Source organism: Nocardia sp. NPDC004340 (assembly GCF_053602575.1).
In genome coordinates this window covers 86863-107355 of the sequence record NZ_JBSGDW010000010.1, presented here as the reverse complement: position 1 = coordinate 107355, position 20493 = coordinate 86863, and the positions used below count along the sequence as shown (strand labels likewise).

The 20493-nt window shown below is 65.6% G+C and carries 22 protein-coding genes and 2 pseudogenes; 8 read left to right on the top strand and 16 right to left on the bottom strand.

Features of this window, described 5'->3' with window-relative positions; all coding sequences use genetic code 11:
• Window positions 1-87: 87 nt before the first annotated feature.
• Window positions 88-483 carry an OB-fold domain-containing protein gene (locus ACWEOI_RS30160; protein ID WP_433673047.1) on the top strand — a complete coding sequence of 132 codons (396 nt, stop codon included), beginning with the start codon at window positions 88-90 and terminating at the stop codon, window positions 481-483.
• Window positions 480-791: a hypothetical protein gene (locus tag ACWEOI_RS30155; protein WP_433673046.1), complete on the top strand. Its 312-nt coding sequence runs from the start codon at window positions 480-482 to the stop codon at window positions 789-791. The genes ACWEOI_RS30160 and ACWEOI_RS30155 overlap by 4 nt, the downstream gene beginning before the upstream one ends.
• Before the next feature lie 110 nt (window positions 792-901).
• Here ACWEOI_RS30155 and ACWEOI_RS30150 read toward each other — a convergent pair whose 3' ends face one another.
• The 3 genes from ACWEOI_RS30150 to ACWEOI_RS30140 form a co-directional block, all read right to left on the bottom strand.
• Window positions 902-1873, bottom strand: a complete 972-nt coding sequence (locus ACWEOI_RS30150; protein ID WP_452361768.1) for a Gfo/Idh/MocA family protein — start codon at window positions 1871-1873, stop codon at window positions 902-904.
• The gene (locus ACWEOI_RS30145) at window positions 1870-2766 is read right to left on the bottom strand and encodes an IclR family transcriptional regulator (RefSeq protein ID WP_452361767.1); all 897 of its coding nucleotides are present in this window, start codon (window positions 2764-2766) and stop codon (window positions 1870-1872) included. The genes ACWEOI_RS30150 and ACWEOI_RS30145 overlap by 4 nt, the downstream gene beginning before the upstream one ends.
• Window positions 2767-2869: 103 nt before the next feature.
• Window positions 2870-3298: a response regulator gene (locus ACWEOI_RS30140; RefSeq protein WP_433673044.1), complete on the bottom strand. Its 429-nt coding sequence runs from the start codon at window positions 3296-3298 to the stop codon at window positions 2870-2872.
• A gap of 338 nt (window positions 3299-3636) precedes the next feature.
• Between ACWEOI_RS30140 and ACWEOI_RS30135 the strand changes: the two genes are divergently transcribed.
• Window positions 3637-4089, top strand: coding sequence for a hypothetical protein (locus tag ACWEOI_RS30135; protein WP_433673043.1), 453 nt, complete (start codon window positions 3637-3639; stop codon window positions 4087-4089).
• A 143-nt stretch (window positions 4090-4232) separates the two neighbouring features.
• Window positions 4233-4430 carry a three-helix bundle dimerization domain-containing protein gene (locus ACWEOI_RS30130; RefSeq protein ID WP_433673042.1) on the top strand — a complete coding sequence of 66 codons (198 nt, stop codon included), beginning with the start codon at window positions 4233-4235 and terminating at the stop codon, window positions 4428-4430.
• Window positions 4431-4490: 60 nt separating this feature from the next.
• Here ACWEOI_RS30130 and ACWEOI_RS30125 read toward each other — a convergent pair whose 3' ends face one another.
• On the bottom strand, window positions 4491-4895 hold the full coding sequence (locus ACWEOI_RS30125; RefSeq protein ID WP_433673041.1) for a hypothetical protein: 405 nt from the start codon (window positions 4893-4895) through the stop codon (window positions 4491-4493).
• Between the two features lie 379 nt (window positions 4896-5274).
• Here ACWEOI_RS30125 and ACWEOI_RS30120 point away from each other — a divergent pair, with 379 nt between their 5' ends.
• On the top strand, window positions 5275-5937 hold the full coding sequence (locus tag ACWEOI_RS30120) for a TetR family transcriptional regulator (protein WP_433673040.1): 663 nt from the start codon (window positions 5275-5277) through the stop codon (window positions 5935-5937).
• A gap of 56 nt (window positions 5938-5993) precedes the next feature.
• On the opposite strand, the gene ACWEOI_RS30115 is transcribed toward ACWEOI_RS30120, so the two are convergent.
• The 7 genes and pseudogenes from ACWEOI_RS30115 to ACWEOI_RS30085 all read right to left on the bottom strand — a co-directional run bounded on the left by ACWEOI_RS30115 (window position 5994) and on the right by ACWEOI_RS30085 (window position 11788).
• Window positions 5994-6476 carry an adenosine-specific kinase gene (locus ACWEOI_RS30115; RefSeq protein ID WP_452361766.1) on the bottom strand — a complete coding sequence of 161 codons (483 nt, stop codon included), beginning with the start codon at window positions 6474-6476 and terminating at the stop codon, window positions 5994-5996.
• 71 nt (window positions 6477-6547) lie between these two features.
• Window positions 6548-6685, bottom strand: a pseudogene (locus tag ACWEOI_RS30110) (VOC family protein); the annotation flags it as partial.
• Entirely contained in the window at window positions 6685-7194 is a 510-nt protein-coding gene (locus ACWEOI_RS30105) for a hypothetical protein (protein WP_452361765.1), read from the bottom strand. The pseudogene ACWEOI_RS30110 and the gene ACWEOI_RS30105, both read right to left, overlap by 1 nt.
• 171 nt (window positions 7195-7365) lie before the next feature.
• Window positions 7366-7959: a hypothetical protein gene (locus tag ACWEOI_RS30100; protein ID WP_452361764.1), complete on the bottom strand. Its 594-nt coding sequence runs from the start codon at window positions 7957-7959 to the stop codon at window positions 7366-7368.
• A gap of 205 nt (window positions 7960-8164) precedes the next feature.
• Window positions 8165-9127: an amidohydrolase family protein gene (locus ACWEOI_RS30095; protein ID WP_452361763.1), complete on the bottom strand. Its 963-nt coding sequence runs from the start codon at window positions 9125-9127 to the stop codon at window positions 8165-8167.
• A gap of 91 nt (window positions 9128-9218) precedes the next feature.
• Window positions 9219-10124, bottom strand: a complete 906-nt coding sequence (locus tag ACWEOI_RS30090) for a hypothetical protein (protein WP_452361762.1) — start codon at window positions 10122-10124, stop codon at window positions 9219-9221.
• Window positions 10125-10240: 116 nt separating this feature from the next.
• A complete protein-coding gene (locus ACWEOI_RS30085; protein ID WP_452361761.1) occupies window positions 10241-11788 on the bottom strand; it encodes an MFS transporter in 1548 nt (515 codons plus the stop codon).
• 287 nt (window positions 11789-12075) lie between these two features.
• Here ACWEOI_RS30085 and ACWEOI_RS30080 point away from each other — a divergent pair, with 287 nt between their 5' ends.
• On the top strand, window positions 12076-12729 hold the full coding sequence (locus ACWEOI_RS30080; RefSeq protein ID WP_452361760.1) for an LmeA family phospholipid-binding protein: 654 nt from the start codon (window positions 12076-12078) through the stop codon (window positions 12727-12729).
• Here ACWEOI_RS30080 and ACWEOI_RS30075 read toward each other — a convergent pair whose 3' ends face one another.
• A complete protein-coding gene (locus ACWEOI_RS30075; protein ID WP_452361759.1) occupies window positions 12730-14106 on the bottom strand; it encodes a WS/DGAT/MGAT family O-acyltransferase in 1377 nt (458 codons plus the stop codon). It lies immediately after the preceding gene.
• Window positions 14107-14365: 259 nt separating this feature from the next.
• On the opposite strand from ACWEOI_RS30075, the gene ACWEOI_RS30070 reads away from it, so the two are divergent.
• The gene (locus ACWEOI_RS30070; protein WP_433594353.1) at window positions 14366-15007 is read left to right on the top strand and encodes a TetR family transcriptional regulator; all 642 of its coding nucleotides are present in this window, start codon (window positions 14366-14368) and stop codon (window positions 15005-15007) included.
• Window positions 15008-15086: 79 nt separating this feature from the next.
• On the opposite strand, the pseudogene ACWEOI_RS30065 reads toward ACWEOI_RS30070, so the two are convergent.
• The 3 genes and pseudogenes from ACWEOI_RS30065 to ACWEOI_RS30055 all read right to left on the bottom strand — a co-directional run bounded on the left by ACWEOI_RS30065 (window position 15087) and on the right by ACWEOI_RS30055 (window position 18381).
• A pseudogene (locus tag ACWEOI_RS30065) lies at window positions 15087-16126 on the bottom strand (amidohydrolase family protein).
• A gap of 186 nt (window positions 16127-16312) precedes the next feature.
• On the bottom strand, window positions 16313-17251 hold the full coding sequence (locus ACWEOI_RS30060) for a fumarylacetoacetate hydrolase family protein (protein WP_452361758.1): 939 nt from the start codon (window positions 17249-17251) through the stop codon (window positions 16313-16315).
• Window positions 17248-18381, bottom strand: coding sequence for a VOC family protein (locus ACWEOI_RS30055; protein ID WP_452361757.1), 1134 nt, complete (start codon window positions 18379-18381; stop codon window positions 17248-17250). Before ACWEOI_RS30055 ends, ACWEOI_RS30060 begins: the two co-directional genes overlap by 4 nt.
• A gap of 135 nt (window positions 18382-18516) precedes the next feature.
• Here ACWEOI_RS30055 and ACWEOI_RS30050 point away from each other — a divergent pair, with 135 nt between their 5' ends.
• Window positions 18517-19179, top strand: a complete 663-nt coding sequence (locus tag ACWEOI_RS30050; RefSeq protein ID WP_433673030.1) for a TetR family transcriptional regulator — start codon at window positions 18517-18519, stop codon at window positions 19177-19179.
• Between the two features lie 107 nt (window positions 19180-19286).
• Here ACWEOI_RS30050 and ACWEOI_RS30045 read toward each other — a convergent pair whose 3' ends face one another.
• Window positions 19287-20480: an amidohydrolase family protein gene (locus ACWEOI_RS30045; protein ID WP_452361756.1), complete on the bottom strand. Its 1194-nt coding sequence runs from the start codon at window positions 20478-20480 to the stop codon at window positions 19287-19289.
• Between the last annotated feature and the right edge of the window lie 13 nt (window positions 20481-20493).

The following is a 20493-nucleotide window of genomic DNA, read 5'->3' as shown; positions in this document are numbered from 1 at the left end:
TGGCCATTCCACCGTCGTGTGTGACGCCCGGACCGACGATGCTGAAAACCGAAATCCACCAGCACCGGTCCACGGAGGTTCGGTTCCATGTCCCTACCGATTGCCCAGCACACAGCGAGTGTCAGCGACGACGAAGACCTGTTCGCAATCCGGCGATGCGCGGCCTGCGACAAGCTGTTCGGGCCGATGATCGGCGCCTGTTCGGCCTGCGCGTCCGACGACCTCGAGTGGGTGCCCGCGTCCGGGTCCGGTTCGATCGTGTCCTCGCGGAGTGTGCACCGCACGGGTGATCCGCATGGCGCGTCGACGCCGATGACCATCGCCATCGTCGAACTCGACGAGGGACCCTGGGTCTACACCTCCCTCGAAGGCGAGGTGCCGCTGTTCTCCATCGGGCCGGTGCGGGTGCGCTTCCAGCAGAGCCGCGAGGACGGATTTCCGGTCGTCACCGTCGCCGACCGCACGAACCGGGTGCTTCGATGACCACTTTGCAGCCGCTCGCCTACGGATACGTGCGCGACGATCTGTTGACCAACCGCGACCCGAGTGCCAGCGACACGCTACTGCGAGCCGCGGCCCGATCCCTCGGGTACGTGCTGGGCACGGTTTTCCACGAGCCGGGACCTCAGAGCGCGACATTGCCCCCGGTGTTCGTCGACCTCGTCCACGAATGCCGGCGAGCCGAAGCCTGCACGGTGCTGACGCTCCCCGGACATCTGGCGAGCACGTCCATGTGCCGCAAGGTCCTGCTCGCGATCCTGGACGCCGCAGTGCAGGAAGTCCACGCATGAGCGTCGTCTCCGTGCCGCTGACGCCGGTGGCGATGCTGTTCATCCTCGGATATCGAATCCTTCAGATGACCGAGGCGACCTACTACAGGTGGTCCGATCGACGCCGCTGCTCATCCGACGGTGCCGCGCGGGTGTAACCCGGCGGCTCGGTACACGTCGTCGATCAGTTCCATATTCACGACGGAGTCCTCGGGCGGCGTGAGGTTGGTGCCGGCGCCGGACACCGCGCTCGCGAACGCGCGCAGCTGGCGGACGTAGGTGGGTTCACCCGGGATCCGCTCGCGGCGGGTGACGCCGTCCACGGTCACCGTCACGCGGTGGAAGGCTTGCGGCAGTATGTGATTGAGGACCTTCATGGTTCCGCGCTCACCCTCGACCCGCAGCCCGATCCGCAACAGCGAACGCGACCACATCGACGCGTTGATCCGGCCCACCGCACCGGACCGGAAACGGAAGTCCGCGGTCATGGCACGATCCACGCCGGGACTCCGCAGCAGCGCCCGCGCCGCGGTCACCTCCGGGCGGTCGGGTTCGAACAGTCGCATGCTGTGGATCGCGTAGCAGCCCGCGTCCATGGTGGCCCCGCCCGCGAGGTCCAGCCGATAACGGATGTCACCGAACTTGGGCAGCGGGAAGCACATCGAGCTCTCCACCCGCCGGATCGCGCCCAGCTCGGTCGCGGCGATCTCCCGCATGCGCTCGGCCAGTGGGTGATACCGATAGTGGAAGCCCTCCATGACGGTGAGCCCGGTGCGCCGCGCTTCCTCGGCGACCTGCCGGGCTTCGGCGGCATTGGCCGTGAGTGGCTTCTCGCACAGGACATGTCGACCCGCGGCCAGCGCCTGCAATGTCCACCGCGCGTGCAGCGAATTGGGCAACGGGATGTAGACCGCGTCCACCGCGCTCAGCAGGTCGGCGTAGGAGTCGTATACCTGCGCGATCCCGTGCTTGCGGGCGAACGCCTCCGCTCGGGTGCGGTCCCGGGCCGCGATCGCGGTGACCTCGACCTCCGGCACCACCGCGGCGGGTCCGATCAGCGCGGTGGGCGCGATCGACGCCGCACCCAGGATCCCGATCCTCAAGACACTCTCCCTTTTTCGATCGACCTCGACCCCGCCGTGGTGCGCGCGGCCGCGCTCGACAACAACTCCACGGCCGTCGCGATCTGCGATCCCGACATCTCGCGCCCCGGATGCAGCCAGAGGTGAGCGTCGATGCGGCCGTCCGCCCCGAAGACGGGCACGCCCAGCACCGTCACATCGATCGACTCGTCGCCGTCGGGCGCGGTGGGAAAATACTCGGCGGGCCCGAGCCGGGCCAGCAGCGACAAGACCGCGTCCTGCAACCGACCGTCGGCACTCGACGGCGATCCGGCGATGTCGGCCAGGACGTCGCGGAGTTTCGTGGCGGCCGGGGTGAAGCGTTCGAGGACGAATCCGCGCCGCGCGGTCTGCTCCAGTGCATGCCGGAGCTCCTCGCGCTCAACGGGATTCACGGTGTCGGGCACGCGGTTCATCCAGGCGTCGTGCCCGGCGGGATCGAACGCGGCGAACACCATCCCGACCGGCGGCGCGTACGGAACCCGGTGGCCGATCAACTCCCCCGCGCCCGGGCCCACGGCGTCGACCAGCACGATCGAGTCCCCGTCCAGCACCGACACACCGGCGGTGAATCCCGTGGTCGCGGCGAGGGACGGCAATTCCGAGGCGGCCGCCCGCGCCATCGGATACCCCGCCGCGGCGGCCCGGCCGATCGCGAGCATCGCCGGTCCGAGGCCGTAGGTCAGATCGGTCCGGGTCACCCACCCGGACCGGACCAGGCTCACGAGGATGGCATGGCAGGTGGCCGTGGTGATTTCGGCCGCGCGAGCCAGCTCGCTCAACGGGAACGATCGTCCCGGGTGCGCGGCGAGAATGGCCACGATCCGCACCACCCGCTGCGTGGGAGGCGACCCCGAGTCAGCCGACACAGCCACCGCATTCCTTTCGACTATTCGAAAGCGCTCATCGCTATTTCGAATACTCGGCGAGAATACCCGGTATCACAGCCCACCGCTCAGCGGGCGGGCAAACATTCGGTCAGAACCCGAGACCGGTGTGGATTCGATCGAGCAGGTCGCCGGTCCGGAACGGTTTGGGCAGATACCCCGACGCGCCCGCGCTGATCGCGAGGCCCACGAGGTCGGGATCGGTTTCGGTGGTCACGATCAGGATCGGCACCGACGAGGCCGCCCGCAGTCGCAGGCAGAACTCGGGTCCGGACAGGTCCGGCAGCATCAGATCGGTCAGCACCAGATCCGGCTTCCAGCTGGTGACGGCGGCGAGCGCCTGGGCGGCCGTCGACGTGTGCACGGCGTCATAACCGGCCGCGCCGAGTACCAGCAGAGTCATCTCGGCGGTCGCGGGATGTTGCTCGACGATCAGCACCCGGGCCGCCGGCCGAATCTCGTCCCGCACGTCGATCGGCGGACGGCTGGCTCGAATTGTGGAGAGTTGATGAAGGTTCATGGACGTATCCCTTGCTGACCGGAATCCCCGACCCGGTGTGACCCGCCCCACCTTTCCGGACGGAACTCGACGCTAAGCCGAACAGCAACTTGTCAGCAATAGCTGCGTGCTCTGAACCGTCCGATTCATCACGATCGTCACGTTCCCGTGATCTCGCGGAGCCGAACCGGCGACCACCGTGACCGTATCGAGAGCAAACAGCCACTTGGAGTTCACCGACGCGGTGGCGAGGACGCTCCCGAGGCAGATCAGGGATCACCACCGGTCCGATGAAGCCTGGCGAAGCGCACTCTGGAACATGCACGGCGATCAGCTACCCGAGTAAGGAGAAGAGAGCAATGACCACCATCCACATGCACGCCAACACGCGTGTGACGCCCGAGCAGTTCGTCTCGGCCCTCACCGACTTCGGCCCGGGCCGATCGGAGCTGTTCGGCAACAGCGCCGGGTCGTACCTCGCGGTGCACGCCCAGGATGCCCAGCACGCGGACGTCACCGAAGGATCCACCGGAATCTGGGAGCGACTCGACTACGACTGGACCAACCCGGACCACGTCGTGCTGACCACCACCGACTCCAACGCGTGGGGTCACCACTCCGGGCACACCTACGACCTGACCCCGCGTCCCGACGGCACCACCGATATCGACTACACCGTGGTCCGCGAGGGCAAGAATCCGCGCGGCTGGCTCCTCGGAGCGGTGGTCGCCACCGTCGGCCGGGGCGTGCTGACCAAGGCGTTCAAGAACTCGGTGACCGCGATCGAGGCCCGAACCGAGACCACCAGGTAGACGAGGCCCGTGTTCGACGAATTACTGGCGGGCACAGCCGAATAGCGGAATAGGCGCACCGTGACCAGATAGAGAGCAAACGGCCATACGGAGTTCATCGCGGTTCCCGAACGGCGCTCGACTACGAGGCGCGACCATGAAGTATGGCAGCGAATGATGAAGATCAGCAGATCGAGGAACTGGTTGGTCGGCTCACCACCAAGTTCCCGGCCGTCGGCGCGGGGACCGTCGCCGACATCGTCCACGATGCCCACCGCACGTTCGACGGACGTCCCGTCCGCGACTTCGTCCCGCTGCTGGTCGAGCGGATGGCCGCCCGCAGATTGACTACCGCCCCATAGTGATTCGAGGCTCGGGTACAGCTCCACAGCCGTCTCGGGCCGGACCGGTCGCGTCGGTTCTCAGCCCGCGGGCCGAGTGTGCCGGATGCCTCGCCAGCCGAGTGGGAGTTGGACGCGCCCCGCACGGATGTCGCTGATGAGGTGGGCGTAGCCGTCACGGACTTCGCCGAGGTGGACCCAGGCCGAGTGTCGAAGGTCCTCGCAGTCGCTGTGCAGCACCGTCCACCACGCTTCGGCGTAGGTCTTGGCCACGTGACTGATCACCTCGCCGAAGGTGTGGGTGTGGCGGCGGGCGCAACGGCTGTGGCGTACGGAGGAGGCGGCCCAAGAATTGATCTTGTCGATGACCTTCGCGATATCGGCGCACAACGCCGCCTCGGTGACCTCCGGTGCGTTCCGCCGCGGGTTCAGCACCGCGGAAATCAACGCGGCGTGCAGATCGCCGAGCTCTCTCGCCCACGTCACGAGTGGGAACGGTTCGGCAAGCCGCCCGGCGATCGCGGCCAAGAGTTGCTCCGGGGACAACAACGATTCGGAATCGGTCGCCGGGTGCTCGTCTGCCGCTATACCCGCATTCATGGGCGCCCACCCGTCGGGTTATCGAACGAGCCGGTCATGCGATGCATGCGAAAGCTCGTCGCTCATCGACGACTTCGGTGAGATTGGCGTGCTGATACATGGGCGGTAGGTCAACTTTTCGAGATGAATGGTTGATGTCGAGAACGCGCCGGTGCGACTCGGGGCATAATGCTAATACTGACTGCGCACTCAGTCAACGACGGTTAGCGCGGTCGATCGGTTCTCCAGGGGTGTCGGAGAATGTGGACGAACAGGGGTGGGATCGATGAATGAACGTGCGGCGGGACCTGGCAAGTCGGGCGCAATCCTCGACATGTTCACACGCCATGTCGCTGAAAAAGGCTATGACGGAACGAGTTTCAGCGAGGTAGCCCGCGAGCTCGGCATCTCGCAGGGCTTGATCGTGCACCATTACGGCACGAAGGCGCGATTGCTGGAAGCGCTGCACGTTTCCTATATGCGGCGCCGTGTCGACGAGGCGGAACGAATCGTCTCGATCTTCTCGACGCCACCCGAGCAGCTGGCCGGGTTGTTGCACGCGGCCATGCTCTATCAGGTACACGACCGGAACCGGACCGTCGCATTCCAGCGCGAGGTCGCCCGATTCGGCCAGCAGGAAGAGGATTCCGAGGGGCGCAAGCTGCGCAGGTATTACATCGGAATCCTGCGCGGCGTGCTCGAGGCGGGCATCGCATCCGGCGACTTCCATCCCGTCGACACCAGCATCCGGAGCCTGCTCATTTTCGGCGCCGCACAGTGGGCGTGGACGTGGTTCGAGCCGGGCGGACGCAATTCCGCCGAACAGGTCGGTTCCGAACTGGTGGATCTCACGCTCGGATCGCTATTGCGGAGCAGGGCGGAGTTACCGCGCCTGCGCGATCCCGACGGCGACCTCGTCGCCACGGTGATCGGCATCATCACCGCATAGGCGCGAATGACCGCGCTCGGGGCACGTCCTTGCCCCGCGCGTGAGTCCGGGTGGGCTCAGAGCTTGTAGCCGATGGCGCGGAGCAGCCGGTGCCGGTCGGCGCGGTCGGTCTCGGTTTCGATCCCGAGGGGCGGCGCACCGTCGACGACGCCGATGACGCCGCGCCCGAGCGAGGTTTCGGCGATGAGCACCTCGACGGAGTTGGCCGTGGCGCAGAAGACGGTGCAGAGCTCGGGGATGTGGCGGATCGCGTTGAGAACGTTGACCGGGTAGCCGTCGCGGAGGAAGACGATGAAGGAGTGGCCGGCGGCGAGGGCTGTCGCGTTCTTGGTGGCGAGCTCGATCAGGCTGTCGTCGTTACCCGACCAGCGGATCAGGCGAGGGCCGGAGGCTTCGCAGAAGGCCAGCCCGAACCGGAGTTGCGGGCCGGTGCCGATGAGGGCTTCATGAAGGTCCTCGACGGTCTTGATGAAGTGGGACTGCCCGATGATGACATTGAGCTCATCGGGATTCTCGATGGGCACCGCTGTCAATTCCATACGGCTATCGTCCCTCGTCACGCCGTCGGGAAACAACCCGCCCGACTCGGGCCGAGCCCGGGTGCGACGCCCTACTGCTGGATACGCTCGGCCAACGAGACGATGATTCCTTCGGGTCCCCGGACATAGGCCATCCGCCACATGCCCTCGTATTCGCCGATGCCGCCCACCAGGCCGTACCCGTCTGCTGCGGCGTGGTCAACGGCACTCAGTCATTTCCCACGACATCGGCGCGGACACGGACCACGTCAGCGAGGTCGGCCCAACGGTTTCGCGTTGCGGTCAGGGTCGTGTCCGGTTCGGCGCGGGCCTTGCGACGCTGGTGCGCAGCCCATCGCGAGAGCGCATCCGTGATGACATACCGCATGTCCGGGTCCGCCAGATCGAGCACCAGCTCCTGGCTTCCCGGCTCGGCAGGGGCCGACCGATGCGTCCGCCGTTCAGGCATCCGAAGCTGGATCGAAGCCGGGCGGGGAAGAGCCGTGTGGTCGACTCGCATCCATTCTTTGACGACATCCAATGGTTGTTCGCCGAGACGGAAGGCCTCCGCGGCTTTGAGCGCACAACGCAGGCAGCGCGCTCGCCCCGGCGCGGTTTCAGGTGTGGCGGGCCGTCCCGTGCATCGCTGCGTCCAATCGCCCGTGTTGTGCGGGTCCACGATCAGGTGCACCACGTCCTGTTTGTCGACCGCGCTTCCCTCGACGATCCAGCTGTTCATCTCGAAAGCCTAACGAGCAAGAGGGCAATTTCGGTCTACGAGGACAGCCGTGTCCTCGGGCCTCATCAGGCCCGCGAATCGCTACGCCGATGGCACGCACGGGATTGATCGCATTACCCGCGATCACCCCCAATCAGACGGTGCACGTGGCGATTAGGGGCATGCCAGGGGTCAGGGCGTCGGCCGGAAGCTTTCGGTGCCGAGCACCAGACGCAACCCGGGAATTCCGGAATGCGCTCGGGCATAGTCGAGTTCGTGCGCAAGGTCGCCGATATTGTTGACGATCGGCGCAGCGAGTCCGAGTGTCGATAACGTGCCCAGCGCGCGTCCGCTGGGGTCGAGCGCGGCGCCGCCGCTATCTCCGGAAGTGCTGCGGCTTACCGCGGCGAGCGAATGCGTCCAGCCTCCCTGGGCAGGGTCGTCGGCTTTGCCTTCACCGAGGTAGACGTTGGCAACATTGTCGACGAATACGTAGTTGGCGGTGCATTGCCCCACCCCCTGGGTGGTCAGCTGGGTGCCGGGCCCGAGGGTCGCAGATCCAGCAGGGGCCCACTGCGGTCCAGCAGCGTCCGCCGACACCATCATTTGCGCGATCACGTCGTCCCCGAAGCTCGGCAGACGTGTGGGTGCGGCCGATTGTGGTGCGCCGTCCGGCGTGGTCGAGTCGGCTCCCGGCCGGCTACAGGAGGAAATCGACGCGACTCCGACGGCGATCACAGCCAGAAATGCGAGCTTGGTGATGTGATCGCCGCGCGATGCGAGCATGGGCTTCCTTACCTTCGATTCGGCCCCGCTCACACCTTCACAGCCTGAGCGGATGCGGCCCATTCACCTATAGATGATGATTTTGTCACAGTCGATACATACGTCAAGTCGCATGAGGGCGTGATCGAACCACGGCGGCAGAACGGCCGGTTGAAGCGTGCGGAAGTGTCGGCGACCGCCGTCGCCAGACGACGAAGGAGTTCGGTCAGAACTTCAACCGCGGGAACAGAGCTTCGCTGTTCCCATGATCGATTGCCGTACGCAGCGCCTCCTCGAGCGGGTAATGCTCGTATTCGTTGTCGATGAAGGCGACCGCTGCCTCGGGAGCGAACGGGAAGTCGCTGCCGTAGGTGATGTGCGACGGGTCCGCGACGGCCAAAAGGCTGGGCAAGGCGGCGGGGGTGCCGGACAAGGCGATGTCGTAATAGAACTGGCGCAGCACAGCTTCGTACGCCGCGACCGGATCGTCGGAATCATCGAGCTGCGGCACGACCGTGTTCGTTGCGAACATGACAAGCTTCACGCGGTAGGCGATGTAGGGGACGAAGCCGCCGGCATGCGCCAGAACGAACTTGATACCCGAGTACTTGCTCAGGCGGCCGGACAGTATGAGGCTGATCGCCGTGCGCGTGGTATCCAGCAGAAAGTCCGCGGCGAAGGTCGGAATGCCTGGCACTGGTGCGGCGGGCAGCTCCCCCGGGTGCACGAACACCACCGCCTGCCGGTCGTGGAGGAACTGCAGCAGCGGTTCGAATTCGGGATCGCCCAGGTAGCGGCCGTCGTTGTTCGCCAGCAGGACGATGCCGTCCGCGTGCAGCGTGTCCAATGCGTACTCCGCCTCGGCGAGTGCCCCCTCGACATCGGGCAGCGTGAGGGTGGCGAAGAACCCGAACCGATCCGGATTCCGCCGGACCACGTCGGCGCTGTACTCGTTCATCTCCCGCGACCATTTGCGCGCCTCGGCGGCGTCGCCGAAGTACACGCCGGGCGTGGACAGGGACAGCAACCCCGCCCGGATACCGCGCCGGTCCATGAAATCCAGCGCCATCGATTCCGACCAGTTCGGCACATCTATTCCGCCTGGCCGCACCCCCTTGGAGTTCAACCACTCCGCGTACTTCGGCGGGACCAGGTGCTGGTGAGTGTCGATGCGGTGAGCGCGACTCATGGGAACTTCTCCTTGCTGTACATCATCGTATTGCGGTCCGGCAACAACTCGCCTGCCGGGGCGTCCTCTCCCGAAGGGCTCCCACCGGGCATTACCGGTTCGGGTTGAATTGCTCGGTGCCGAGCACGAGACGCAGGCCCGTGATTCCGGAGTGCGCTCGGGCGTAGGCCAGTTCGCGGCCGATATCTCCGACGTTGTTGACCACGGGTAGGCCGATGCCCAGCGTCGAGAGGGTGCCCAGGGCTTGTCCGTCCGCGTCGAGGTAGGCGCTGCCGCTGTCGCCCGGGATCCCAGGCGTGCGGGACACGAGCGCATGGGTCCAACCGCCGGTGGAGTTGTCATCTGCCCTGCTCTCGCCGCGTTGCGGAGAGAGGCCGGCGATTCCGGCACGCAGGCTGGAGTTGCCGTAGCCGTAGACCTTGCCGCCGGCGGTGCCCGAGGTGTTGAGGCCGGCCGGGCCGCCCCAGTGGGGCAGGCTGGGATTGACCTTGTCGGCGAACTGCTGGTCGACTTTCACCAGCGAGAAATCGTTGTACGCACAGGTATTCGGATCGCTCTCCCCTAGCGCGCGCATCGTCGACCAGCTGCTGTAGGCCAGTTGTCCGGTGCCGATCGTGGTGCCCGAGGAGTGCAGCGAACCGTTGTGGGTGAAGTTCACCGCGGTGTCGAGCGGGAGGTTGTGGGCCATACACCCGTTCGTTTCGGCGGAGTTCCCCGCGCCAGCACAGTGCGCGGCCTGTCCGAGGTATACGCCGCCGTCGTCATCGACGAAAACGTAGTTCGCCGTGCACTGACCTCCGCCCTGCGTATAGGTCTGCACGCCGGGCGCGAGTGCCGCCGACCCGGCCGCAGCCCACTGGTGACCGGCCCGCTCGGCTGCGACGACTACCTGTGCGGCCGTGTCGTTTCCGGCCGACGACGGTCCGATACCCGACGCTCCGAAGTCGCGCGACGCCACATTCTTCCCGATGCCGCTGCACCCGGTCACCGAGAGCACTCCGGCCAGCGCAACTGCCGCGGGAACCGCCAACCACTTGCGCAGACAGGACATTCGAACCAGCTCCATTCGGTCGTTGAATTCGTGAGATACGGGACAGCAGCACCGGTTTGCCGTCACTCCGGAGGGGTCTGGTCGTGCGGTGCGAACAGGAGCGCACCGACACCCGCGACCGCGACGATGATCGCCACTGCGACCAACGAGTGAGACAGTCCGCTGATGAAGGCCGATTTCACTGCCGCCTCGACCGCAGGCCCCTGTGGCCCGACCAGCCCGGCCACATGGATGCCCGCGGCCGCCGACGATTCCACGGCATGCGCCGCTTGCGGAGGCAGTCCCTGCAGGGTGGGCAGGGCCGACTTGTAGTGGCCCGCGAAGACCGATCCCATCAACGCGATGCCGACCGCGGAGCCCACTTCGCGGGTGGCGTCGTTCATCGCCGACGCGACGCCCTGCTGTTCCGCCCGGAGCGAGCCGACGATGACAGCGGTGCCGACGGCACTCGTCATGCCGACTCCGAGCCCGGAGACGATCAGGCCGCCGAAGAAGGGCCAGTATCCCGAGTCGGCCTCCAGGAAGGACAACGCGAACATTCCCGCGGCCAACAGCAGCAATCCGATACCCATGACCGTCTTGATCCCCACGCGCCGAGACAATTTCGGCGTCAGCGCGCTGGTCGGCAAGACCACGACCGCGATCGGGATCAGCGCCACGGCACTCTCGAGCGGGCTGTATCCCAGGATCAGTTGCAGATATTGCAGGCCGACGAAGAAGAAGCCGAAGACCGCCATGAACTGCACCAGAATGGTGATCGCCCCCGCCCGGAAGCCCCGAATGCCGAACAGCCTGGGGTCCAGTAGGGGATGACTGTTGCGGAACCCGAGAACGGCATACAGCACCAGCGCCGCGACGGACACAGTGAAGCCGGCGACCACGCGGCCGCTGGTCCACCCCACCTCGCTGCCTTCGATGATGCCGTAGACGAGGCCACCGATCGCGACCGCGCTCGTCCACGCACCCGCGTGATCGAGCGGACGCCGTTCCTCGTCCCGGGTATTCGGCGCGAGGAGTACCGCCAGTAGCCCCCCGACGAGTGCGACGACCGCGCTGGTGATGAAGATCGAGCGCCAACTCCATTGCCGCAGTAGAAATCCCGCGGCGAGCAACCCGATGATCGCGCCGGCCGCGGCGAACCCCGACCACACCGCGACGCCACGGTCCCGACGGTCGGCGGGGAATGCGGCTGTGATCGTGGACAGAGTGCCCGGCATGATCATCGCGGCACCGATACCCATGACCGCACGCCATCCGATGAGTAGTTCCGTCGAATGGACCAGGCCTGCCGCGATGGACCCGACCGCGAAGACGATCGTCCCGCCAACCAGCACATTCCGCCGTCCGACCCGGTCTCCCAGAGCGCCGATCGGCAACACGAACGCGGCCAGCGCGACCGTGTAGGCGTCGGCGATCCACGTCAGCGACGTCGTCGACGCCGATAAGTCGATGGCCAGATCCGGCATCGCGAGATTGAGAGCCGACACCGACGCGACGACCAGTACGAGGCACGTACACATCGCGGCGAGAACTCCGCCGGTTCCGGCCCGCCCAACGGCGAGGACACTCGCCTGCTCGCTGGACGGCGGTGCGGATGGTTCGTAACCCATCGGTCCCTCCTCCCAAATCCGACTGCCTCGTTGACGCGGGCCGTGGTTGCCGGCCGCTGCACGAGAACTGTTTTTGATGATGTCGTCAATTATGACGCTATGATCGAACCAAAGGCAATGATGAAACCGTCACTAATGATGGATACCGACAGGAATCTTGTCCGGCACCACGCCTGGATGTGCCCCGACATGAAGAAGGACCGACCGTGAACAGAAACCCGGACACCGCGACAGCACCCGCAGACCTCCCGGTCCGCCACAGGAAACGCCGACTACGACTGACCCTCATGAGCAGTGCGCTGGCAGTCACGCTCGTCGCCGCATGTGGCGTGGCCGCGGAGATCTACTACCGCGATCGAGTCGAGCGCTGCGTCGCAGCACAGGCGCAGCGGGAGCTCGGCAGCTCCGTCACAGTCGGTTTCGGCGCACGCCCTTTGCTGCTGGCCGCGATCGACCACCACATCCCGAGCATGACGCTCGACACCGAAAACGCGGCGTTCGGCCCGGCGGTCGGCATGCAGGCTCAGGTGAATCTGAAAGACGTCGACCTTGCCGACAAATCCAGCAGCGGCGCGAGTGTCACGAGTAGCCGAACGACTGCGACATGGAGCGACACTGCGATTCTGAGTACGCTGCGCGGCCTGGCATCGGAGGTGACCTCCCAGCCCGACACGAACTCCATCACCGTTCAACTGCTCACCGGCTTGGCTGCGGTGGAGCTGCGCCCCTACGCCGCGGACGGCAAGATTCAGATCGAGACCGTCTCGTCCCGCGGGGTCCCCGCCGGCATGGCCGACCGGATCCTGGGGGTGGTAGCCCAGAGTCTCCAGGACTACCCACTGAACCAGCAGCCGACAGACATCACCGTCACCCCCGCGGGACTGCGAATCCAACTGGCCGGAGGCTTCGCCGAGTTGCCCGGCAGCACAGGTAGTTGCTGATCATCTCAGCGCCAGCTCGAGTTCATCGAACCCGTCTTCCAGGTAGAGCGCGAGGTTTTGAACGTGCGGGAGGGCGCTGCGGCACGCGGTGAAGCCGAAGTTCATGCGGCCGTCGTGCGAAACCGCCGTGATGTTGAGTGCCTCACCCCGGAACAGCAGGGACAAGGGATAGAGCCCCACCATGCGCGCGCCGGCCAGATACAGACGCTGTTTCGGTCCGGGCACATTGGAGATGATGAGGTTGAACATGGGCGGGAGCTTGCGAACGGCAGTAGGCACCAGTTGCCGCAACGTGTGCGGCGCCATGGCAAGAATGGAATACGCAACGAGCGCACCGTGGGGTACCGCGGAGTGATGCTCCTTCGCCGATCGGGTCGAATCGGCGATGACCGACAACCGAACCAGTGGATCAGGTTCGTCGGTCGCCAGGTTCGCGAGCATGATGCCGACCGAACTGTCCGTTGACGATCCTGTCGGCGCGATGGACACCGGGCAGCCCGCTACCAGCGGCGTTCCGGGAAGGCCATCGATCTCGAGCAGGTACCGGCGTAGCGCAGCCGCGCAGGCGGCGAGAACGACGTCATTGAGGCTGGTTTCACTGAGCGTCGCGAGATGTTTGATTCTGGCGAGGTCGATCGACGCGGTGCATACCCGTCGCTGTGGCCCGACTTCCACGTTGAGCGGTGATCGTGGGGCCACAAAGGGGCCGACCAATGGAGAGTCCGACCGCCTCGCCTTCCGCAAGGCATTGACCGCCTTCAGCGAGGCCATCAGCAGTTTCGGCCGACTCGGCCGGTTCGGATCGTCGACGCCTCGAACACCGCGCACCGAACCTTTTCGTCGAGGCCGTTCGAGCGCCCACGCAGGGTCGGATATCGCCGCTTCAGGTTCGTCCGCGAGCGATCGTGCGAGCAAACGTATCGCGTCGACGCCGTTGATCAAGGCGTGATGGACCTTGATGTAGATCGCGAATCGATTGCCCTGCAGGCCCTCGATGACATGCACCTCCCACATCGGTCGACGTGCGTCGAGCTGGATCGAGTGCAGGCGCGAGATGAGCTGCGCCAGTTCCAGTTCACCGCCAGGCGCGGGCAGCGCCTTGTGCCGTAGGTGGAAATCGATATCGACGTCTCCGGCCTCGCCGCGCCCGGCCGGTAGGGGGAAACGGCGCCTGACGATGAGGGAACGGAACCGCGCCTCGAAATCCGTTCGATCCCGGAAGGCGCCGACGATCCTCTTGGCGACCTCTGCCGCAGGTTCGGACTCCGACTCGAAGACCGCGAGTGCCGCGACATGCATTGGCGTTTCGGGCGATTCGAGCCACGCCCAGAACGAGTCGTCGACTCCGAGCCACTTGCGATCCGCAGATCCACTCACGATATCCCCTATGCGCGAAGGTGTTGAACATGTGGATTTCGCGCGACATCGGCGGCGCACAGTCAGCTTCTCGACGAGACCGCGGGGTCCACCCAACAGGCCTTCACACCAAGTTCTGATGATATCATCATATACGGAGACAATCATCAATATGCCCCACTCGCCGGTGATCGAACCCACTCGCCATACGAGGACCCAGCTAATCTGATGCTTTGGTCAGTTATGATAGAAGGCGCGATAACAGGCGGAAGGAGGGGCCGTGACCGACCCCGCGGTTCACAACCGCATCGACAGGCGTCGTGAGCGCACGCGCAACGCCCTACTCGGAGCGGCCCGCAAGTTCCTGGCCGAGGGCCGCTCCACGGTGAGCATCCAGGAGATCACCGACGAAGCCGACGTCGGCTTCGGCTCCTTCTACAACCACTTCGACTCCAAGGAACAACTCTTCGACGACGCTCTGCGCTCAGTCCTGCAGATCTACAGCGAGTTTCGTGACAGCATCGTCGCTCCATACGACGACCCCGCAGAGGTATTCGCCGTCAGCTTCCGCATGACAGGCAGGCTCCAGCGGCAGGCACCAGAACTGGTGCGGGTACTGCTGCATTCCGGCATGTCCGTGCTGCTCTACGAGGAGGGTCTGGCCCCTCGTGCTCGCAGGGACATCACCGCCGCCCAACAGGCGGGTCGGTTCGAACCGATGGATCCCGATGTAGCGATCATGGCCGCCGGAGGAGCACTTCTGGGCCTACTGCAGTTGCTGGACACGCAACCGGAAGCCGACGCCGACGCCTTATCCGATGAGATGACGCTGCATGTGTTGCAGATGTTCGGCATGAACAAGCACTCGGCGCAGACGCTGACCACGTCCGTGTTGCCATCCGAGCCAAGGCTCGACCTCTAGTTGACAGTCTCGAGTCCGGCCCGATATCAGCGCAGATCATGCCGTGGCAGTTCACCGGCGGTGTGCGCAGTGATGCGGGTCAGCGCTGACTGGCAGCCCGCGCTACCGCTCGGAACACACGCGTCCGCAGCTCGCGCCGTACCCGCGTGCGCAGGGACTGCCCGGGCGCCGATACCGGCGCACCGCCCCCACCGAAGCGCGGGAACAGCACCGTGGCGTTCGAGCGTGCTATCGCGGTGCGGGTCGCCTCGTCCGCACCCCGATACTCGGTGAGACCGGCCTGGAAATAGTGCACAGCCGGTTCGGGCGCGAACGGCCAGTCGCTGCCGTACAGCACATGTCCCGGCGCGGCGAACTCGAGCAATGTCGGCAACGCGGCCGAACTCGAGGTCAACGCGGTGTCGAAGTAGAAGCTCGCGAGCTCCTCGAGAACCTCGATCGGACTGCGCCCGGTCTGAGTGAAGATGCTCAACGCCATGCGATGCGATGCATAGGGGACGAACCCGCCACCGTGACTGAGCACGAACCGAATGTTCGGGTATCGCTGACGAACACCGTTGCGCACCAGTAGATAAGCCGCGCGGCTGGTATCGAGGAGGAAGTCCGCCGCGAACGGCAGCACTCCCGGGACAGCGGGTCCGCGAAGGTCCGCAGGGTGCACGAACACCACAGCCGCGCGCTCATCGAGCACCCGGAACAACTCGTCCTGCCCTTCCTCGCCCAGGTACGTACCGCGCGAATTCCCAACAGAACCACGCCGTCGGCGCCCAGATCATCCAGCGCGCGCACGGCCTCGTTTGCCGCGGCGGGCACGTCAGGCATCGACAGTGTCGCGAAGAACCCGAACGTGTCCGGTGCGTCAGCGACCAGTTCCGCAGCGTAGTCATTGACGGCTCGAGCCAGCTTCGCGGCCTCCGCGCGATCGGCCAGGAACGTGGTAGCGGGAGTCGAAACGGAGAGGATCGCCGACCCGATACCGGCACCCGCCATGGTGTCGATGGCATCGCGAGGACTCCACTTCGGGAGGTCCCGTCCGCCCGCGGATGTGATGCCGTGCTCACGCAGCGCTTCCGCGTACAACGGGGGGATCATGTGCTGGTGCACATCGATTCGGTTCAGCGGCATGCCGAGCATGCTCTCCGCCGAGCTCTCCGTCGCTTGATCTGAGCGCCAACTAATGCGACAAGATAATCATTTCTGAGACTATCATCAATACGAACGGGCTGTATACCAGCAGGCAGAGACCGCCCAGAGACAACTGACCCGGTGGACTGAATGCCGCGGTTTCGACGGTGAGCTTCTTGGTCACCGGGTGAATCTCACGATCGTGCGCTGACGACCGAGATCCAGTACGCCGTCGTCGGTGCCGACCGCGACCTCCATCACGTCGCCGTCCTGGAGATACTTCGGATTCTTGGCCTGCCCTCGGAAGAACAGCTTCCACTTGACATTCGGCGGCAGCATCGAGCCGATGATCTCCACCGGCTTGGGTGGGGCACTGATCGCGGTGCCGACCGGCGTGCCGGTGAGTAGCAGGTCTCCGGATTCCATTCGCTGGAATCGAGTCAGTTCGCGCAGGGTCCGCACCGGTCGGTAGATCATGTCGGCGACCGTCATGTCCTGGCGTATTTCGCCGTTGACCCACAACCGCAGCCGTAGGTCGGTGAAGCGCTTCAGCTCGTCGGCATCGAGGAGCACCAGCGCCGGACCGACCGGCGTGAAGGTGGGATACGACTTCGCTTCGTAGAACTGAGTTTTCGGCAGCTGGACGTCCCGCGCGGAGACATCGTTCGTGACAACCACGCCCGCGACGTAGTCCGGGAGATTGTCCGGCGTGATCTCCGATCCGACCGGCATGTCCGCACCGAAAACGAGGCCGATCTCCACCTCGTAGTCCAGTAGCCGCACATGCGCGGGGCGGATCACCTCGTCGTAGGGCCCACTGATCGACCCGGATGCCTTCCGGAAGAACGTCAACGGCACAGTCTCGGGGTCCCCGCCGGAATCCTTGACATGGGAGGCGAAATTCGTCATCTGGGCGACCACCCGACAGGGCGCCGTCACCGGAGACAGCAACGAAAGACTCTCCACCGCAACGGTGTCCGAACTCCCAGCCGCGGCGGTGATCGCCGCGCGATCAGCCAGTAGTTCCCGTGTGGTGGTCGCGGCGGTGTCGACGCGGGCCGCGCCGGAGGGTGTGCCCACCCACCAGGCTTCGGCGGTGCGGAGGACGGAAATGCTCATGAGTTGGCTACTTTCAACAGGCCGCGTAGGCGGCGAAGGTCGAATTCGTTGTCCTCGCGCAGCGCGTCGAGCGTCGCGCGCAGTTCGCGAACCGATTCCCGGCTCGGGGAAATGCCGAGGAAGTCCTTGGTGGCCGGCGGTCCCCACTGGGCAAGGCCGGACGCGCTCATGGGAGCCCATCCGGGTTCGAGGGTGCAGTCGAACATGTCGCCGTCGCTGAAGTGCTCGACCATGAAACCGTCGGGGTCACGCCAATAGTCGAAGATCTGGCTGCCCTGGATGTGACGGCCGATCCCCCATGACCGGCGGTAGCCGTGGTCCCGCAGATACTCGCCACCCGCGGCGAGCGCGTCCAGGTCGGCGACCTGATAGGCCGAGTGCACATACCGGTTGGACGGCCCCAGCGTCAGCGCCAGGGTGTGATGATCGGCCGGATCCGAACCTCGATCGCAGCGGATGAAGCTCATGACCGGTCCGCGCTCGCGCTGGCCGGGGTAGTAGAGGAAGTCGCTGACGATCAGGCCCAGATTCTTCAGGTACCAGTCGAGAGTTTCGCGGTATCGGGTCGTCTGCACCACCACGTGGCCGAGCCGCTGAACCAGTGCGGGGGTCCGCGGTGGTCGTTGTGTGGCGTTGACCCGCAGCACCTCGTGGCCGACGTTGAAGACCCGCGTCGGCTGTGGCGCCGAGGCGGGTAGTTCGTGGGTGTCGGCGACGACCCGGACGCGCAGCCGACTCGGATCGGCGAGGTCGACGGTCAGCCCACCAAGCGATTCCGGCAGCGGTACAGCCTGCTCGCCCATCGCTGCGGCAAGTCGGATCAGATCCGCGGAGTCAGCAGCCCGGAAGGCCGGTCCGGCGAACCGTGACCGAGGTCCCCGCCGGATCAGAACGCAGGGTGAACCCGGGTCGGTTCCTCGGAGCCGCAACTCATCGGGCGTCCGCAGGGCGGTAGCGAAACCGAAGGCGTGCGCGAAAGCTTCGGCCTTGTCCAGATCGGCCTTCTCGAACTCCAGCCAGGCGAGGTCGAGAACCTTCACCACCGGGTTTCGCGCACGTCCGGGATGCTCGCCCGCCAGCGCACCGTGCTCGCTGTGCAGACCACTGTGCACATCGTGATGGCCGCTCATCGACCGCTCCCTTCGAAGTACTGACGATATCGTCACTCACGCCGATCCGATCAGTCAAGCGTTTCTGACAGGTTCGTCAATACTGACAAGAGCAACTAACATGGAGCTGGACATGTGAGAGAAAGGCGAGCAACGATGGCCCCGCGGAACGACATGGAGCCCAGCCGGCTGGAGCGCCGCAAGGCGAAGACCCGCGCAGCACTCGTCCGCGCGGCACAGTCGCTCTTGGCAGCGGATAGGACCGGCGTGCCGATCCTCGAGATCACCCAGGCCGCCGACGTCGGCATGGGGTCGTTCTACAACCACTTCCAGAGCCGAGAGGAGCTGTTCCACGCCGCGATCGAGGAGGCGCTCGACCAGCATGGTGCGCTCCTCGATCTCCTGTGCGAAGACCTGGACGATCCCGCTCAGGTCTTCGCGCAGAGCTTTCGGCTCACGGGCCGCCTGCACCGCTCGAGTCCCACCCTGAGCAAGGTGTTGCTCAACAATGGGCTCAATCTCACCGGCTCCGAGAAAGGGCTCGAGCCCAGAGCCCTCCGCGATATCGAAACAGCCATGCGCGCCGGGCGTTTCCAGATCCGCGACCCGCAGCTGACCATGACGATCATCTCCGGAACCGCCCTGGCGCTGGGCAAATTCCTCCACGACCACCCGGAGCGCGACGACGCCGCGACAACGGATCAGATCACCGAAGACCTCCTGCGCATGCTCGGCCTACCGGCCGACCAAGCACAGGACATTGCCCGGCGCCCTTTGCCTTCGCTCGACACCGCGCCGCCGGACGAACCCGCCACATAGCCGGGCGAGTCCGGCTGCTCAGCCGAGAATCGGCACCCGAGACCGCGTTTGCCTGTCGAGCTCGGTGTGCATCGCCTCTCGGATCCGTTCGGCGAATTCCGGTGCCTCTAGCCGACCGCCTGAGCCAGCCGCGGCAGCTGCCGCAGCGGGTTCAGACGTTCGACCTCCATCCGCTGATCAGCGTTGAATACATCGCTCAGCCCCGGCGCCGGATCGTGGCTGCCGGTCTGTGGAAGCGTCATGGCACTGAACGGCCAGTCCGACCCGAACACGATGTGCTCGCGGGCGGTGACGGCGAGCACGCTGGACATGGCCGCTGCCGAACCGCTCAGGGCGGTGTCGTAGTAGAAGTTCGCGATCTGCTGGCGAGTGTCGAGCAGCGACGCCTTCGGCAGGTCCTGGGGCCACATCTTGCCGATCACGGTCTCGGACGCGATGCCGATGCGGTGGGACAGGAACGGGACGGTGCCGCCGGCGTGCGCGAGCTGGAACCGGATGTTCGGGTATCGCTGCGTCACGCCGGTGAGCATCATCATGGTGGCCGCGCGGGTCGTGTCGAAGGTGAATTCCTCGAGGAAGTCCGGCAGCGGCAGTGCGGGTTTCGCGTTGTCGGGGATCGCTGCGGGATGCACGAAGACGTAGGCGTTGCGCTGGTTCAAGGCGATCATGAGCGGTTCGAAGCGCGGATCGCCCAGGTAGACCCCGTCGTACGCGGACAGCAGGATCACGCCGTCCAGTTTCAGCTCATCGAGCGCGTAGATCGCCTCCGTGATGGACGCCGCGATATCGGGCATCGGCAACACGGCGAACGCGCCGAATCGGGTGGGATGGGATTTGAACAGGCCGGCGGCATAGGTGTTGCAGTAGCGGGCCATGTCGTTGGCCTCTTGACCGGACAGGAACGAAACGCCCGGATCGGAAACCGAAAGCGCCTGGGCCGCGATTCCGTAGTAGTCCATGAACGCGATCGCCTGCTCAGGCGACCAGTCCGGCGTCGGGTAGCCACCGATGGTGAAGTGGCCGTGTTCGAGCAACGCGGCCCGGTAGTCGGGCGGCAGAAAGTGCGCGTGGAGATCGATCCGGTAGGTGCCCTCGGGCGCACTCTGGCGCCCGCGGATCGGGGCGGCCGAGGCGAGCGGGCCCGCCGCGGCCGTCGCGGCCACACCGAGCGTTCCGGCGATCGCACCGCCGAGCATGCGGCGGCGGCTGACACCGGTTTGGGATTGCGAAGCGGCGTCGGTCACGAGGGGACCTTCCTTTCGGTTAGAATCACGATCGGCACTGATCGTTTCGTCAGACATGAGTCGAGGGCGA